Genomic DNA, 17,561 nt, shown 5'->3' on the forward strand with positions numbered 1-17,561 from the left:
TTTCCTTTTCTTTTTGGCGGGATTTGTGACCAGAATCTGGGGATACTGGCCATGCTTTATCGCGCTACCAACTGGTCCTTCAGAATAAAATCCCTAAGCGCCACAGCATTGTTATGCTCGGTATCCTTGGCAGCATATACCAGCGTTAAGCGCTTGTGCTCATTGAGCAGTTTCCGGAGCGTATTCAGGTCCTCGGCGGCATCGTCGGATTTAAGCTCTTCCAGATAGCGGTCACAGAACTCGGACCACTTGTCCGGGTCATGCCCAAACCATTTGCGCAGCTCAGTCGACGGTGCCAGCCCTTTCAACCAGTGGGCAATGTCGGCATCTTCTTTAGCGACACCCCGGGGCCAGATGCGATCAACCAGTATGCGCGGGCCATCGGAGCGGGCGGCGGTGTCGTAGGCTCGTTTCAGGCGAATTTCCATAGATGATTGCTCCTGATTTTCTGCCTGCCGGGTAACGAATTCCCGCAAGCTGCTCGAGAGTGGTCACAGATGAGTGTATGCAGTGCTCAGCCTCCATACAAATGTGCCCCTCAGCCATCCTGTATAAAACCAGTCTTGCAAAAGCTATCGGCCTGATACAAGATAAAGTAATTACTTACTTTCTTTTGTGAGGCGCCAATGGAAACTACCCCCGAACCCGGGAAACGAGCCTACCAAAGCACCGAACTGCGCCAGACCGCCACCGTCGAGGCGGTTGTCCAGCTTTGTGCGGAGCAGGACCCCGCCACCCTCACCACGGCCCGGATTGCCGATGAAGTGGGTTTGTCACAAGGTGCCCTGTTCAAACATTTCCCCAATAAGAGCCGGCTCTGGGAATCGGTGGCTGGCTGGGTGGCAGAACAGCTGACAAGCCAGGTCTTCAGTAAGGCGGAGCAGCATGAACTCGCCGATCAGGCCCTGGAGGCCATGTTCCTGGCTCATATAGGGTTTATCGCCCGGCACCCCGGCATTCCGCGCCTGATGCTGGGGGAGCTTCAGAAACCCGGAAACGGCCCGGCAAAAACCATTATTCGCCAGACACTCTCCCGCTATCGCAAAAAGGTGGTCGGACTGCTGGAGCTCGGAATACAACAGCGGCGCATTGGTCCCGGCATCGATACCGAAGCAGCAGCGGTGCTATACATCGGTGCCATACAGGGTTTGGTGGTTCAGGCCATGGTCAGCGGCGAGATCCATACCATTGAGCATACGGCGCCTCGAATTTTCAAACTCTACAAAGCCGGCCTGCAGGAGCTGCCCGATGAACCGGAAAAATAAACTGACGCTTACCCTGGCCCTGCTCGCCGGCATCGCCTTTGTCGTAATCATGGTGAAGCTCAAGCAGCCACCGGAAAGGCTTGAGGCGCAGGCGAAAGCCACGCCTGTCCGGATCATGGAAGTGACCTTGCAGGATTTCCGCACCGAAGCCCGGGGCTATGGCCAGGTGCTGCCGGCTAGCAGCTGGAACGCGGTGGCCAACGTGGGAGGGCGGGTTATCTGGAAACACCCGGAGCTGGAAAGCGGTAACCTGATCCCCGAGGGTACCCGGCTACTCCAGATCGATCCCACACGTTACGAACTGGCCGAAGCTTCCGCGAGAGCGGACCTGGCAGGTATCGAAGCAGAACTGCGACAACTGGATCAGGAAGAGCGCAATACCGGTGAACTGCTGAAACTGGAAGATCGCCGGCTGACACTGGCCAGGCGGGAACTGGACCGGGCCAAAACCCTGGCCGAAAGAGGTGCACTGTCTGAAACCCGATACGACGAGCAACAGCGGGCCACCCTGCAGCAGGAACAGGCGGTTCAGAGCCTGAGAAACCAGCTGAATCTGATTCCGGTCAGGCGGGATACCCTGGAAGCCCGCAAGGCCAGAACGGAATCGGCTCTGGCCGGTGCCCGGGAAGACCTGGAAGACACCCGTTTTGAAGCGCCCTGGGATCTGCGAGTGCACCAGGCCGATATCGACACCGGCCAGCACGTCAGCCCGGGCCAGGCCCTGTTCATTGCCGACGACATAACCCGGGCTGAAGCCACGGTGCAACTGGAAGTGTCGGAACTACGCCGGGTGCTGTCGCAACTGTCGGATGACAGTCTGCCGGAACCAAGCACCGGCGCCACCAGCGGCTTCACCGACTTCCATGATCAATTACCCCTGGATGACCTGCACATCCGGGTAACGCCCACCAACGTGCCGGATGCCCACTGGCCCGGCGAACTTACCCGCGTTACCAGCAGTCTTGACCCGGCAACACGCACCGTTCAGGCAGTGATCACGGTAGAAGAACCCTATCGTAACGCCAATCCTCCTGCCCGCCCGCCGCTGGTGCGAAATATGTTCGTGCAGGCCAGCATTTCCGCCAACTCTCCGGAGCCGGTTGTCGTGATCCCCGCCAGCGCCGTCCACCAGGGTGTGGTGTACCTGGTGGATGAAGACGACCGCCTGCAGCGCCGGAAGGTCACGGTTGCCTGGCAGCAGGAGGATCTTGCCATTATCAGTGAAGGCCTGAAGCCGGGGGAGCGACTGGTTCTGGATGACCTGGTACCTGCCATCGATGGCAGTCTGCTGGCCCCGGGAGACAAGCCATGATCCGCTGGTTTGCGGGCCACCCCACCGCAGGTAACCTGCTGCTGATCCTGATCCTGGCAGCGGGGCTGTTTGCCGCGCCCAACCTGACCCGGGAAACCTTCCCGGATTACCTGCCGCCGGAAGTCAGCATCACCATGGAATATCGCGGAGCCACCGCCGCTGATGTGGAAGAGGCCATCTGCCAGCGTATGGGTGAGGCACTGCAGCGGGTGGACTACATGAAGGAGATCTCCTGCACGGCACGGGACAACCAGGCCCAGACCATCGCCAGCATGGAAGCGGCAGGTGACATGGGTCGGTTTCTGGACGATATTCGCACTGAAATCGAAGCCCTGACCGATCTGCCTAAAGAAGCCGAAGACCCGGTTATCCGGCAGCTTTACCGCACCGACCTGGTAGCCGCGATCGCCGTCACCGGCCCGATGAGTTTCGCCCACCTGGAAAGTTACACCAACCAGCTGGAAGACCGGCTGCTTGCCATCGATGGCGTTGCGGATGTCATACCCGTGGGCCTGTCCCAACGCCAGTGGCAGGTGGAAGTCTCCCGGGATCAGCTTCGCCAGTATGGCCTGGGGGTTCAGGATATCGCCCGTGCGATTACCGGCCAGAACGTCGACATGCCCCTGGGCACCCTGGAAACCGATAACCAGGATATCCAGCTGCGATTCGTGGATGAAAGGCGCTCTCTGGCCACTCTGGCCGATCTGCCAGTGCTCGGTGGCGAAGCCGGTGCCGTCCTCACCCTCGGAGACCTTGCCACCCTCTCCGAAGCCCACGAGCGTGACGAAGAGCGGGCTGAGTTCAATGGCCAGCGGGCCATCATCCTGGAGGTGCACAAAAACCGTCATGACGATGCCCTGCAGGTAATGGATACACTGCAAGCAACCATTGCGGAAGAAACGACCCGGCGCGACGGCACGGTCAACCTGGAGATCACTCAGGACATGACCTCCATCGTCAAGGACCGTCTGCAAATGCTGGTCGGCAACGGCATTACCGGGTTGCTGCTGGTGGGCCTGGTAATGGCGCTGTTTTTCCGGCCCCGGCTGGCCTTCTGGGCCCTGTTCGGTCTTCCCGCCGCCTTTGCCGGTGCATTTGTAATGATGGTGCTGACCGGACTGTCCCTGAACATGATCACCCTCGTGGCCCTGCTGATGGCCATCGGCATCGTGATGGACGACTCGGTGGTTATTACCGATAACATCGCCCGCCGGGCCAGTGAAGGTGCCACCCCTCTGGAAGCCGCAGCCAGCGGTACCCTGGAAATTCTGCCCGGGGTTATTTCGTCGTTCCTGACCACCGTTTCTGTGTTTATTCCCCTGGCGTTTCTGGCCGGCGAACTGGGTTCGGTACTGGAAGTACTTCCGGTGGTTTTGATTGCCGCCCTGGCAGCCTCGCTGATCGAGGCCTTCTGGATACTCCCCCATCACCTGCAAAGTGGGCTGGGCAAGGGCCGGGACCAATCCGTCTCGCGCTTTCGTGAGAGGTTCGACCATGGCTTTGACGCCGCCCGGGAGAAAGTCGGGCTGATGGCCGATGCCGCCATTAGTTTCCGGTACGGTGTGCTGGCCGCCATTCTGGTTATCCTGCTCGGATCGGTCGGGCTGATGGCCGGAGGTTATGTGCGCATGGAAGCCATGCCGGAAATCGATGGCGACGTGCTGGAAGCCAGGGTGCTGATGCCCCAGGGCACCCCTCTTCACCGTACTGGTGAAATCAGCGATCGCATCACCGAAGCCATGCTCCGGCTGAGCGACGAATACGCCCCACAACAGCCCGATGGCCAGGCCCTGGTGCGTAACATTCAGACCCGCTTCAACCAGCACGCGGGGGCTGGCGAGAAAGGCGCCCATGTGGCAACCGTCATGGCCGACCTGCTCACCGCGGAAAACCGTACCGTTGATCTGGCCGCGTTAACCGACCGTTGGTATGAAGAAATCGGAGACATTCCCGGCATCATCGCCCTGAATATTCAGGAGCCTGGCTTCGGCCCTGCAGGCGTTCCCATTGAAATCCGCCTCCAGGGCAGTGACCTGGACCAGCTGAAACAGGCAGCCCGAGACCTGGGCCATGAGATAGCGGGCTACACCGGCACCTTCAACGTGCTGGACGACCTGCGCCCCGGTAAACCCCAGCGCACACTCAAACTGAAAGAGAGCGCCCTGGCCCTGGGCCTGAATGCCAGGGATGTGGCCAGCCAGGTCCGCACCGGGTTGCTGGGCGACATTGTCGATACCGTCCAGATTGGTGACCAGCACATCGAAATCCTGGTACGCCAGAGCAGCGCAGAGCGCACCACCCGCGCATTTCTGGAGGATACGGTCATTACTGCCAGGAACGGCCAGATGATTCCGCTAAGGGAAGTGGCGGAGATTACCGACGAGCGCCAGTGGGCACAGGTGACCCGAATCAACGGTCAACGCACAGTGACCGTCTCGGCCGATGTAAACGGCCAGAAAACCAACGCCGACGCCATCGTTACCGACCTTCAGGAGCAGGTGTTTCCGAAGCTCCGGGAACAGTGGCCGGATATCACCCTGCAGGTGGAAGGCCAGACTGCCCGCTCCCGGGAAACCGGCCAGTCCATCGCCCGCGGGCTGCTGATTGGCTTGCTGGGTATATTCCTGATTCTGTCGTTCCAGTTCCGCAGCTACCTGGAGCCAATTATTGTCATGCTGGCGATCCCGGTGGCCTTTATGGGCGCCGTGTGGGGCCACTTGCTCATGGGCTACAACCTGTCCATGCCCTCACTGATCGGCGCGGCCTCCCTGGCCGGCATAGTGGTGAACAATGCCATCCTGTTGGTGCAGTTCATCAAAGCCTACCGGGAACAGGGCATGAGCGCGGGGGAAGCCGCTGGAGCCGCCAGCCGCGCCCGTTTCCGGGCCATCCTGATCACCACCAGCACCACCGTGGCCGGCCTTCTGCCACTGCTGGCTGAAACCAGCACCCAGGCCATGGCCGTTATTCCACTGGTGATATCCGTGGTGTTCGGTCTGCTGGTCTCCACCGTTGTAATACTGGTGGCGCTGCCGGCACTGTACGCGATTCTTGAGGACCTTGGCTGGGCGAGAAACGTGGAAGCCTGAAACAATGAGGCCAGGGTCAATGTCCCGGCCTCTGATTCAAGAGCCGACCAGGTCCATCCCCGGCTTACCATACCAGTATCCGTTGCAGGGGGGGGCCTCCACCAGTTGCAACGGATCGGTTGCCGGTGCCTCGCCTCGGCGTACCTGATCAAAGCGCTGCACCACCGCATCCATACCCTGGTGTTCCGGGCTCAGGCGCACGGTAGAAACGCCCATGCGTTCCATTTCCGGCAACTCATGCATCAGGTCGTAACGCGAACCGGAAAGAGTCGAGATTCCGTTAAGGCGAAACAGTTCCTGCGACTCCCGGGAGCGCAATTCCATACCATCCGGGTGCTCAATGCATCGGAACTCGCAATTGTCCTTGGGCAGATTGTAGTGGCGCGCGGTAAAACAGCGGGATGACCAGGCCAGAGGAAGAAAGCCCCAGGCGAACACTTCTGCCGGTAAGTCCAGACTTTCTGCTTTCAGCCCCTCGATCAGCTGGTTCAGTGTTTCCTTGCCCAGTTCCACTGGCAGGTTCCAGCCCTTCAATCCCTGTTTTGCCAATACCTTGAGTGTTGCCACGTTGTAGATATTCATGGAGGGGCCGGTGACAAACGGAATCCCGTTCTGAATGGCAACCTGCAGGGCACTCTGATCGTTAGCTTCCACCACAAACTCATTCTGATCACATATCCGGCGCAGGCGTCGCAAGTCAGCTTCGGATTCAATCAGTGTCTGGGTGGAAAGCACCACGTCTTTACCACAGGCCTTTAGATCACGAGCCAGATCGAACCAGTCGTCAGGCTTCAGCTCACGCCTGCGGGAACAAACGGCTTCGCCCAGATAGATGGTATCTACGGGCCACTCTGCCGCCTTGCCATAGAAATCAAATACGCTTTGCTTGGACCAGAACCACAGAATCGGCCCCAGGGATAACTTCATCATAATTGGCAGAACCTTATTTCCACTTTCGATGGTAGGCGCCCAGGGTAGTCAAGCCACCTTCAGACAAGCCCGAAAGGATGTTTCTCCAGGCCGGGTCAACCTTATAGTCATCCGGCCTGGCTTCCAGGTTATCCAGGGCATGGCGCCAGGTGCGGGCCACATCGGCGATGTAGGCGGGGCTACGCTGACGGCCTTCAATTTTTACAGCGCTGATGCCCAGCTCCTTCAGGTTCGGCAACATATCCAGAGTGCTCAGGCTGACCGGTTCTTCGATGGCATGATAAACACTGCCTTCCACCTCAAAACGCCCCTTGCACAAGGTCGGGTAACCGGCAGACTCTCCCGGCCCATAGCGGTCGATCAGCACATCGTTCAGGCGTGACTCCAGCCCCTGTGGTGTTTCCTGCCACCGCACAGCCTTGGCCGGGGAACAGGCACCACGGGTATTCGGGGATTCGTCAGTAAGATAGGAAGACAGGTAACAACGACCTTCCGCCATGATGCACAAACTGCCGAAGGCGAAAACTTCCAGTTCCACCGGGCTGTGTTTTGCCACACCCCGAACCTGATCCAGAGAAAGCACCCGGGGCAATACAGCACGGCGGATATCAAAGTTGTCCTTGTAGAAAGACAACGCTTCGTAACTGGTGGCAGAGCCCTGAACGGACAAATGCCGGGGGATATGAGGGTATTTGTTGGCAGCGTAATCCAGCAGGCCCATATCAGCCAGAATGATGGCATCCACCCCAAGGCTCGCGGCGCGGTCTACTGCCCCTTTCCACTGTTCCCAGCCATCCGGTTGCGGATAGGTATTGATAGCACAGAACACGCGGCTGCCTTTGGAGTGGGCGTATTCAATGCCTTCGCCTGCGCGCTTGTCATTGAAATTCAGCCCCGCAAACTGACGGGCATTGGTGCTGTCGCGAAAGCCGAAATAGACGGCGTCCGCGCCATTGTCGACTGCGGTTTTCAGGGCGGGCAGACTGCCTGCCGGGCATACAAGCTCCATAACTCCTCCGCTGAAGCAGAATAGCCAACAGCCTAGCCGCAAGCCCGCTGAGAGACATTGACCATTGTCAGCCGCCCGCCGTGAACCTCGCCTGCAAGCCTTCACTACCTCTTGAGGAATACTCTGGTACAAGTATCCGGCGCCAGCTTTCTAGCGTCGATTCATGGGTTTAACATTAACTAACAAACACTTACCCGCCAGTTACTACCCCCACAACTACCCCATTACGTGAATATCACACCCACGAGTCCTTGCGGACAATAGCCGCACGTTTCACAGAAGAGACCGGAAAATGAACCTGATCAATAATCTTTCCATGCGTGGCAAGCTCCTCACTCTGGTGGTGCCCGCCTTTTTGGTTATCGCCTGGTTTGCAATGAGCTCCATCGCCACCAGCTACGATGAGCTTGGCAATATGCAGCAACTCCGCACAATGGTCGAGCTGACGGGCATTGGTGACCCGCTGATCGAGGCCCTGCAAAAGGAGCGAGGCCGAACGGCTGTAGCATTTGCCAGCCAACCAGGGTCCGATACGTCCAGGCGATCAAACCAGGAACTGGCCACCCAGCGACAGCAAACCGACGCCCGTCTGCAGGACTATCGGGCAAATCTTGAGTCCCTTCTGGCGGAGGCCAACTTCGACGAGAACGTCACTGCTAGCATCCAGTCTGTAAACCAGGCCCTGGACAACCTGGAATTGCTGCGTCAGTCGGTAGACAGTCGGAGCATTACCACCGCCGAATCCGCCAAACGCTATACGGCAGTGATCATGGGGCTTATAGAACGGATTCCCCTGATTGTTCGCCGCGCCACGGACGCTGGTCTGACCCGGGAAGTAAACGCCTACTTCTCCCTGGCAGAAACCGCAGAGCGCGCCGGCCGTGAGCGGGCAGCCGGTGCTTCTGTCATTCGTAGCGGTGACTTTGACCTGCCCTCCATTCAACGCATCGCCGCTCTCGGTGGTCAGCAGGACGCCTACCTCAGTCAGGCCGTAAGCATGCTGCCTTCTGACTCCATGCTTAATACTTCCCTTGAAAAGCTGGAGCAAACCCCTGCAAACCGTGAGTTTGGGGACATGCGCGAAACCCTTTTCAGCAGCCCTGCCGGTTTATACGCTCTGGACGCAACGGAGTGGTTTACCGTCACCACCCGTCGGATTGAAGGTCTCAATCAAACCCGTGCAGACGAACTGGAAAAAATTCTGGGGCAGGCTGACCATCGCGTTGCCACGGCACGCAGCGAACTGATAATGACGTCGACCATCGCAGTGGCAGCCATATTTTCCGTCTGTCTGCTCATGGTGGTGATCATCCGGGCCATCAGCCGCCAGGTAGCTGAACTGCTTTCTGCCGTCCGGTTTGCCATGGACAACAAAGACCTGAGTCGTCAGATTTCCGTTTCCAGCACCGATGAAGTGGGCATCATTGGCAAGGCCATCAATGAGCTTTTCGGGCGTTTCGGCACCGCCCTCCAGCACATAGACAAGTCCAGTGTTCAGTTGGCCACCGCCACCGAAGAGACCAGTTCCACTGCCAGCCAGAACGCAGGCCAGGTAAAGAACCAACAACAACAGATTGAACAGGTTGCCGCTGCAACCGAGGAGATGTCTGCCACCTCCGAGGAAATTTCGCGGAATACCCAGCAGGTAGCCGATGCTGCCACCCGTGCGATGGAAAAGAGCAGAGGCGGTGAAGAAGTGTTGCACAGCAGTGTGCGCAGGATTCGCTCCCTGGCCATCTCGGTGCAGGAAGTAAACGAAGTGATCGAAGAGCTCGAGCGTCGCAGCACCACCATCAGTGACGTAGTGGATGTGATTCGCCAGGTGGCCGATCAGACCAACCTGCTCGCACTGAACGCTGCTATTGAAGCTGCCCGTGCCGGGGAACATGGCCGCGGTTTTGCCGTAGTGGCCGACGAAGTGCGGACCCTGGCCAGGCAAACCCACGAATCCACAACGAAAATCGAAGACATCATTAATGGCTTCAAGGACATCACTGATAGCGCCAGCCGTTCCATCACCGCGAGCCACAAACTGGCCAATGAAACCAGCGACCAGGCATCGGAACTGGAGCAAACGTTTGCCGATATCCTCAGCGATGTAAACAGCATCTCTGACATGGCCTCACAAATTGCCACCGCCTCCGAGGAACAGGTGTCAGTGACACGGGAGCTTGCAGGTAACATGGAATCCGTCAGCGAGGCAGCGATCCTGACACTGACCGGTTCCCAGGAAATTACCCAGGTGACCGGAGAGCAGGCAAAACTGGCGAGAGTACTTCAGGATCTGGCCAATGAGTTCAAGGTCCCGGCGTATAGCTGAGGCCACCAGAGCCAAAAAAGGGGCTGCCAGGTAACTGGCAGCCCCTTTTTGTCAGTTCAGTGTGTCAGATAATCCGGGAAAACCGCTTGCTGGCCCCTTCCTTCCGATACAGATCAAAGATCTGGCAGATGGCCCTGATCAGCAGCCGCCCGGCGGGCTGAACCTGGAGTGCGTTGCCGTCATCCGCGATCAGTTCATCCTGGATCATGGATTTCAGACGGCTCAGTTCATCGGCGAAATAACGGTCCAGATCTTCCTTCCATACCTCCGCGAACAGTTTGCGGTCCAGCCGGAACTGGCAGATCAACTGGCCGATGACCCAGCGGCGGATGCGGTCATCGCGGGTGAGGTTCACACCTTTGGTGATGGCAAGCTGTCCGGCGTCAATGGCGGCTTCCCAGGCCGGCAGGTCGTGGTTGTTCTGGAAGTAGGCATCGTCGGTCTGCCCGATGGCGGATACGCCCAGGGAGACCAGGTCACACTCGGAGTGAGTGGTGTAGCCCTGGAAGTTCCGGTGCAGCCGCCCTTCCCGCTGGGCTACTGCCAGGCTGTCATCCGGCTTGGCGAAATGGTCCATACCGATGTATTCGTAACCTGCGTCCAGCAACCGGTTGATGGTGTTGTGCAGGATGGTCAGCTTCTGCTGGGGCGTAGGCAGGGTGTCCGCCAGAATCCGGGTTTGCGGGTAGAAGCGGTCCGGCAGGTGGGCATAGCTGAACACGGAAAGCCGGTCCGGTGACATCTCGATCACTGCTTCCAGGGTTTCGGCAAAACTTTCCGGGGTCTGGTGGGGCAGACCGTAGATCAGGTCCAGATTGATGGAGCGGAAGCCGAGTCGGCGGGCTTCGTTCAGCACCGCCTCGGTCATTTCCCGGGGCTGGATGCGGTTAACGGCTTTCTGCACCTTTGGATTCACATCCTGGACGCCCAGGCTGATGCGGTTGAAGCCAAGGTCCCAGAGCGTTGGCAGGGTATCCTGATCCACTTCCCGCGGGTCAATTTCCACGCTGTAATCCCGGTCGTCACCGCTCTGCAGGTTGAACAGTTCTCCGTACCCCGCCATCAGATATTCCATCACATCCTTTGGCAGGAATGTCGGCGTGCCACCACCCCAGTGAAGTTGCGTCACTGGCCGGTTACCACCGAACAGGCGGGACTGGATTGCGGCTTCCTTCAACACCCGCTCTACATAGGGCATGGCCTTGTCGCGCTTCTTGGTGATCACCTTGTTGCAGGCGCAGTAATAGCAGAGGTGCGCGCAGAACGGCAGGTGGGTGTAGAGCGACAATGGCCGGTCGCTGGCTTTGCTGCGAGCGGCTGCCTTTACCATGTCTTCCACCGGGTAGTTCTGGTTGAACTCCACTGCCGTTGGATAGGAGGTATAGCGCGGGCCGCTGAGGTCGTAGCGGCGGATCAGCGCTTCGTCCCAGATGAATTCCGGGAGGGTGGATTCAGCAGTTTTCAGTGTGGCAGTCATAATCAAAGCTCTGGTGTCGAAACGGGGGTCATCCTGGAATTGCCGGCATTCTGGGGCATTCCGGCGATCCGCACTTTGATGCGGGTCAGCTGACCGATGATTGTAGTTTACCAGTCTTTTGTATGAACCACCGTTGAGCTCTTGGCGTACTTGGTTTACCCCTTTGTAGGCATAACTCGGTGCTACGGTCTCCGGTGCTTGGAGGGGAAGGGCCTGCCAAAATACGCTGTGAATACGTCCGTGTACGCTCGGCTCCGCCATCCATGGCTCCGCACGATTTTGGCAGGCCCTTCCCCTCCAACCACCTCAGCTAATTGCAGGCCCGCAAACTTATTGAAAAGAGAAACAACCCACAATGAAAAACCTGATTCTGATTCTCGGCGATCAACTAACAGCAAACATCAGCGCGCTCGAAGACGCCAACCGGGATCAGGATCTGGTGGTGATGGCAGAGGTCCATGGCGAGGCCAGCTACACCAACCACCATAAGAAAAAGCTGGTCCTGCTGTTCAGTGCCATGCGCCACTTCGCCCATCGTCTGGAAGCCAATGGCTGGCAGGTTCACTACCAGGCGTATCATCCCGACAACGATGCCCGGACTCTGGAGGCGGTCATCACCAGTCAGCTCAAGGAGACCGGCGCAGACAGAGTGATCACCACAGAATGTGGCGAATGGCGGCTGCATGAGCAGATCGAGCAGTGGCATGAACGGCTTGGGGTACCGGTGGAAATCCGCCCCGACTCCCGTTTTATAGCCAGCAAGCAGGAATTTGCGGACTGGGCCGAGGGGCGAAAACAGTTGCGGATGGAATTCTTTTACCGGGAAATGCGTCGAAAAACCGGTCTTTTGATGACTTCCGATGGCAAACCCGAGGGTGGGCAGTGGAATTTTGATGCGGACAACCGGCGCAAGTGGACCGGCAAGCCAGCGGCCCCCGCTCCATTTCGTTTGGAACCCGATAAGGTGACGAACGAGGTGATCGATCTGGTGGAGGAGCATTTCGCCGGTCATTTTGGCACCACAGAGGACTTTCACTTCGCCGTGACGCCGGAAGATGCCGAACAGGCGCTGGATTACTTCATCGATTTCGCCCTGCCCTGTTTTGGCGATTTTCAGGACGCCATGTCGGATGATGAAGACTGGCTGTTTCACTCGATTCTGTCGCCCTACATCAACTGCGGCCTGCTGGACCCATTGGCTGTCTGCGAGACCGCAGCTCAGGCCTGGTATGCCGGGCGTGCACCGATCAATGCGGTGGAGGGGTTCATCCGGCAGATCCTGGGCTGGCGGGAGTTTGTGCGGGGGATCTACTGGATGAACATGCCGGAGTACGCCCGGGAAAACCGGCTTGGCAATAACCGCGCCCTGCCCTGGTTCTACTGGACCGGGGAAACGAAGATGCGATGCATGCACAAGGCCATTGATGCCACCCGCCGCAACGCCTATGCGCACCACATCCAGCGGCTGATGGTCACCGGTAATTTTGCACTGCTGGCCGGTGTCAGGCCGGAGGAGATCTGCGACTGGTACCTGGCGGTGTATGCCGATGCCTACGACTGGGTCGAGCTGCCCAACGTGCTCGGCATGGTGATGCACGCCGACGGCGGCTATCTGGGCTCGAAACCCTACGCAGCCAGCGGCAAGTACATCCAACGGATGTCGGACCATTGCAGCAACTGCCACTACAAGGTAAACAAATCCACGGAAGAGGATGCCTGCCCGTTTAACGCCCTGTACTGGCATTTCATCGACCGGCACCGGGAGGACTTCGCCAATAACCCGCGCATGGGCATGATGTACCGGAACTGGGACAGACAGAAGCAAGACAGGCGGCGGGCGCTGCTCCAGCGTGCCGATGACTTGCTGGCACGGCTGGAGCAGCTGTGAGCGAAGGTTCTCGCGGACTGACTACGGTCGAATGCGTTTCTCGCTTTCCGGGTCGAAGAAAACGACTTTTCTCATATCGAACATCAGTTCGGCTTCTTCGCCCCATTCCACAGGGTGCTCAGCGTCCAGCCGGCACTGAACGTCAATATCGTTCAGCCGGATGATCGCCAGCACGTCTGGCCCGGTCGGTTCGGTGACTTCTACTGTGAACCGCCCCTCAGCCACCATCGGGTTATTCCTTTTGTGTTCATCTGGCTGGCTTACATGCTCCGGGCGGATTCCGAGTACCACCTGTTTACCGGCCCAGCTCTCAAGATACTCCGGCACCGGCAAAGTCAGTGTGCGGCCGTCGCTTCCTTCAACGGTCATTGACAGGCCCGCCTCAGATTGTTCAACGGTTACACCGATAAAGCTCATGCAAGGGGACCCCATGAAGCTGGCAACAAACAGATTCTCGGGGGTGTCGTAGACCTCCTTCGGGGTACCCAGCTGCTGCAGCTCGCCATCTTTGAGCACCGCAATCCGGTCCGCCAGGGTCATGGCCTCGATCTGGTCGTGGGTGACGTACACGATGGTGGTTCTCAGGCGCTGGTGCAGTTTCTTGATCTCGGTACGCATTTCCACCCGCAGCTTGGCGTCCAGGTTGGAAAGCGGTTCGTCGAACAGGTAAATCTTGGGCCTGCGCGCCAGTGCGCGGCCCATGGCCACCCGCTGCTGCTGCCCACCGGAAAGCCGCGAGGGTTTCTTGTCCAGCAATGGTGATATCTGCAGCAGATCGGCAACCCGCTCCACTTCCTGGCGGATTTCCTCTTTCGGCATGCCACGGATCTTGAGGCCAAAAGCGATGTTCTCGCGCACCGACATGGTGGGATACAGCGCGTAGGACTGGAACACCATGGCGATGTCCCGGTCCTTTGGCTCCATCCCCGAGATATCCTTGCCATCTACCACAATCGACCCGCCGGTGATGGTTTCCAGCCCGGCGATGCTGTTCATGAGCGTGGATTTACCACAGCCAGATGGGCCAACCAGGGTGAGGAATTCACCGGAGGCGATGTCGATGTTGATGCCCTTGAGGGTCTCGTCCAGGGCGCCTGCGTAGGTCTTGCGGATGTCCCGCAGTTCAAGTTGTGCCATTGTTGTTCTACCCTTTAACCGAGCCGGCCGTCAGGCCGCGTATGAAGTACTTGCCTGCCACGATATACACCACCAGTGTTGGCAGTGCGGCGATCATGGCGGCGGCCATATCCACGTTGTATTCCTTCACCCCGGTACTGGTGTTCACCAGATTGTTCAGGGCCACCGTTATGGGCTGGCTGTCGCCACTGGCGAAGACCACCCCGAAGAGGAAGTCGTTCCAGATCTGGGTGAACTGCCAGATCAGTGACACCATGAAAATCGGTGTGGACAGCGGGAGAAGTATGCGGAAGAAGATGGTAAAGAAGCCGGCCCCGTCCAGTCGCGCGGCCTTGATCAGGGCATCGGGAATGGCCACGTAATAGTTACGGAAAAACAGTGTGGTAAACGCCACCCCGTAGATCACGTGGACCAGCACCAGTCCGGTCGTTGTGTTTGCCAGCCCCAGCTTGCCCAGTGTGGCCGCCATGGGCAGTAGCACCACCTGGAAAGGTACAAAGCAGCCAAACAGCAGCATGCCGAACATCAGGTCAGAGCCCTTGAACTTCCACTTGGACAGCACGTAACCATTGAAGGCGCCCAGAAGGGTTGAAATCAGCACCGCAGGTACTGTCATCTTGAAAGAGTTCCAGAAAAACCCTCTGACCCCCTCGCACTGCACACCCGTACAGGCCTCGGACCAGGCCTTGGTCCAGCCCATAACGGTCCAGTCGGTGGGCATTGCCAGCAGGTTGCCGGTACGGATATCCATGGGAGTCTTGAAGCTGGTGATCAGCATGATGATCAGCGGAATCAGGTACACCAGGCACGCCAGTAGCAGCACCCCGTAGATAGCAATACGGCTGGGGCGAAAGCCGGTACGAACCACATCAGTCATGGCGCTTCTCCCTCAGTTCGGAATACAGGTACGGCACCAGCAGTGCGAGAATGGCGCCCAGCATCAGCATGGCGCTGGCAGAGCCCAGGCCCATCTGGCCACGGGTAAAGGTGTGGGCGTACATGAACACAGCAGGCAGATCGGTGGAATAACCGGGCCCACCAGACGTCATGGCCATAACCAGGTCAAAGCTCTTGATGGCGATATGGGCCAGGACCATCACGGAACTGAAAAACACCGGCCGCAGAGAGGGCAGGATGATTTTCCAGTAGATCACCGGCAGGCTGGCCCCATCCACTCTTGCAGCGCGGATAATGGATGGATCAACACCCCGTAGCCCGGCCAGGAACAGAGCCATAACAAAGCCGGAGGCCTGCCATACGGCGGCCATCACAATGGTGTAGATGGCAAAGTCAGAGTTTACCAGCCAGTCAAAGCTGAACGACGTCCAGCCCCAGTCATGCATCAGCTTTTCCAGCCCCAGGCTCGGATTCAGAATCCACCGCCAGACTGTGCCCGTTACGATCATGGACAGCGCCATTGGGTAAAGGTAAATCGTCCTTATTGCGCCTTCCTGGCGGATGCGCTGATCCAGGAAGATGGCCAGTACAACACCGATCAGCAGGCAGATGCCGATGAACAGCCCGCCAAAGATCGCGAGATTTCGTGAAGCCACCAGCCAGCGTTCGCTCTCCATCAGCTTGGCGTACTGGGCAAGCCCGACGAAGTCGTAGCTGGGCAGGAAGCTGGAATTGGTAAACGACAGCACGCCCGTCCACAGCATGTAACCATAGATACCAATACCAACCAGTATGAAGGTTGGCGCCACTACCAGCTTGGGCAGCCAGCGCTGCAGGCCATCCATCAGGCCAGACGATGCCCTGGCCACCCCGGCAGGGCGACGTTGAGTGTGTTCCATGAGGAATCCCCTGAAAAAACCCGAAGGCCGCCCGGCGGGCGGCCTGGTATGGCATTACATGGCGGACTGGATGGCGGCTGCCAACTGGTCCGTGGTTTTTGCCGCGTCCGGGTTACTGGAGTTAACGAAGTTGGTGACCACGTCGAAAATCTGGCCCTGGATGTAGCTCGTGGTCGCCAGGCCATGAGAGAAGCTCGGCACCAGGCCCCCATCTTCGGCACTGGACTTGAACGTATCCATCGATGCCTGGGCGCAGGTGTCGAAGTTCTCCATGTCCATGTCGGTACGTACCGGAATGGAACCCTTGTTCTGGTTGAACAGAGTCTGGAATTCGGGTTCCAGGATGGTACGCGCCAGGTCCTTCTGTGCCTTGATGTCCTCCTCCTCGGAGAGACTGAACATGGCGAAGGAATCCACATTAAAAGTGAACTGGCCTTCGGTTCCCGGCGCCGGCGCACACAGATAGTCTTCACCCGGTGTCAGCTCCGCGGCGGTGAACTCGCCCTTGGCCCAGTCACCCATGATCTGCATGGCCGCCTCACCGCGAATCACCATACCTGTGGCCGTGTTCCAGTCCCGTCCGGCGGCATCGTCATCCACGTAACTCATCACTCTGGCGAACTGTGAGAACACCTCTTCCATCTTTTCGCTGTTGATCACATCCATGTCGTGGTCAACGAATGCCTTGCGATAATCATCAGGCCCCAGTTCCGCCAGTGCCACCGCATCAAACACGGTCGCGTCCTGCCAGGGCTGGCCGCCGTGTGCCAGGGGAATGTAGCCCTCAGCTTTGAGCTTGTCGGCCACTTCAAAAAATTCGTCCAGCGTGGTGGGAACTTCAACGCCGACATCTTCCATCACCTTCGGGTTCACCCACAGCCAGTTCACCCGGTGCACGTTCACAGGCACCGCCACATAATCCCCTTCGTACTTCATGACATCGGAAATCATTGGCGGAATAAGCTGATCCCAGTTCTCGGATTCAGCCACACTGTCCAGGCTTGTCAGAAAACCAAGCTCTGCCCATTCGCGAATGTCCAGCCCCTTGATCTGAGCGGCCGCGGGCGGATTACCGGAGACAGCGCGGGTTTTCAGCACGGTCATGGCGGCTTCACCCCCACCGCCGGCTACCGCAAAGTCCTTCCAGGAGTGGCCCTGCTCTTCCATCATTTCCTTCAGGGCAGCAGCTGCCCGTGCTTCCCCACCGGCGGTCCACCAGTGCAGAACTTCCACTTCACCGGCCTGAACGGCCGCTGTTGGCATCAGGGCGGCAGATACCGCCAGGGCAGTCAGATTTCGCTTGAAAGTATTCATATAGACTCCTTGTTTTTGTAATGG

13 protein-coding genes are annotated in these 17,561 nt (G+C 58.4%); 5 read left to right on the forward strand and 8 right to left on the reverse strand.

Annotation, left to right across the window (positions count from 1 at the left end; genetic code table 11):
• Positions 1-56: 56 nt before the first annotated feature.
• On the reverse strand, positions 57-428 hold the full coding sequence (locus tag FO268_RS03450; RefSeq protein WP_150989622.1) for a DUF488 domain-containing protein: 372 nt from the start codon (positions 426-428) through the stop codon (positions 57-59).
• Between the two features lie 198 nt (positions 429-626).
• Here FO268_RS03450 and FO268_RS03455 point away from each other — a divergent pair, with 198 nt between their 5' ends.
• The 3 genes from FO268_RS03455 to FO268_RS03465 are packed head-to-tail and all read left to right on the forward strand — an operon-like array spanning position 627 to position 5,666.
• Entirely contained in the window at positions 627-1,265 is a 639-nt protein-coding gene (locus tag FO268_RS03455; protein WP_150989625.1) for a TetR/AcrR family transcriptional regulator, read from the forward strand.
• A complete protein-coding gene (locus FO268_RS03460; protein WP_150989628.1) occupies positions 1,249-2,577 on the forward strand; it encodes an efflux RND transporter periplasmic adaptor subunit in 1,329 nt (442 codons plus the stop codon). The genes FO268_RS03455 and FO268_RS03460 overlap by 17 nt, the downstream gene beginning before the upstream one ends.
• Complete coding sequence (locus FO268_RS03465; RefSeq protein WP_150989630.1) at positions 2,574-5,666, forward strand: efflux RND transporter permease subunit; 3,093 nt, start codon at positions 2,574-2,576, stop codon at positions 5,664-5,666. Before FO268_RS03460 ends, FO268_RS03465 begins: the two co-directional genes overlap by 4 nt.
• Positions 5,667-5,702: 36 nt before the next feature.
• Here FO268_RS03465 and FO268_RS03470 read toward each other — a convergent pair whose 3' ends face one another.
• The gene (locus FO268_RS03470; protein ID WP_150989633.1) at positions 5,703-6,596 is read right to left on the reverse strand and encodes a U32 family peptidase; all 894 of its coding nucleotides are present in this window, start codon (positions 6,594-6,596) and stop codon (positions 5,703-5,705) included.
• Positions 6,597-6,609: 13 nt separating this feature from the next.
• Positions 6,610-7,605: a ubiquinone anaerobic biosynthesis protein UbiU gene (gene ubiU / locus FO268_RS03475; protein ID WP_150989636.1), complete on the reverse strand. Its 996-nt coding sequence runs from the start codon at positions 7,603-7,605 to the stop codon at positions 6,610-6,612.
• Between the two features lie 292 nt (positions 7,606-7,897).
• On the opposite strand from ubiU, the gene FO268_RS03480 reads away from it, so the two are divergent.
• Complete coding sequence (locus FO268_RS03480; protein WP_150989639.1) at positions 7,898-9,925, forward strand: methyl-accepting chemotaxis protein; 2,028 nt, start codon at positions 7,898-7,900, stop codon at positions 9,923-9,925.
• A 64-nt stretch (positions 9,926-9,989) separates the two neighbouring features.
• On the opposite strand, the gene hemN is transcribed toward FO268_RS03480, so the two are convergent.
• The gene (hemN, locus tag FO268_RS03485; protein ID WP_150989641.1) at positions 9,990-11,402 is read right to left on the reverse strand and encodes an oxygen-independent coproporphyrinogen III oxidase; all 1,413 of its coding nucleotides are present in this window, start codon (positions 11,400-11,402) and stop codon (positions 9,990-9,992) included.
• A 355-nt stretch (positions 11,403-11,757) separates the two neighbouring features.
• On the opposite strand from hemN, the gene FO268_RS03490 reads away from it, so the two are divergent.
• Positions 11,758-13,290, forward strand: coding sequence for a cryptochrome/photolyase family protein (locus FO268_RS03490; protein WP_150989644.1), 1,533 nt, complete (start codon positions 11,758-11,760; stop codon positions 13,288-13,290).
• A gap of 21 nt (positions 13,291-13,311) precedes the next feature.
• Here the strand turns inward: FO268_RS03490 and FO268_RS03495 are convergent, their stop codons facing one another.
• The 4 genes from FO268_RS03495 to FO268_RS03510 are packed head-to-tail and all read right to left on the reverse strand — an operon-like array spanning position 13,312 to position 17,537.
• Positions 13,312-14,427, reverse strand: coding sequence for an ABC transporter ATP-binding protein (locus FO268_RS03495; protein WP_150989647.1), 1,116 nt, complete (start codon positions 14,425-14,427; stop codon positions 13,312-13,314).
• 7 nt (positions 14,428-14,434) lie between these two features.
• On the reverse strand, positions 14,435-15,304 hold the full coding sequence (locus tag FO268_RS03500) for a carbohydrate ABC transporter permease (protein WP_150989650.1): 870 nt from the start codon (positions 15,302-15,304) through the stop codon (positions 14,435-14,437).
• Positions 15,297-16,223 (reverse strand): carbohydrate ABC transporter permease, encoded by a 927-nt coding sequence (locus FO268_RS03505; RefSeq protein WP_150989653.1) that lies wholly within the window; start codon positions 16,221-16,223, stop codon positions 15,297-15,299. The genes FO268_RS03500 and FO268_RS03505 overlap by 8 nt, the downstream gene beginning before the upstream one ends.
• A 54-nt stretch (positions 16,224-16,277) precedes the next feature.
• Positions 16,278-17,537, reverse strand: coding sequence for an ABC transporter substrate-binding protein (locus FO268_RS03510; protein ID WP_202336530.1), 1,260 nt, complete (start codon positions 17,535-17,537; stop codon positions 16,278-16,280).
• Positions 17,538-17,561 lie beyond the last annotated feature (24 nt).

Source organism: Marinobacter denitrificans (assembly GCF_008795955.1).
Taxonomy (GTDB): Bacteria; Pseudomonadota; Gammaproteobacteria; order Pseudomonadales; family Oleiphilaceae; genus Marinobacter; species Marinobacter denitrificans.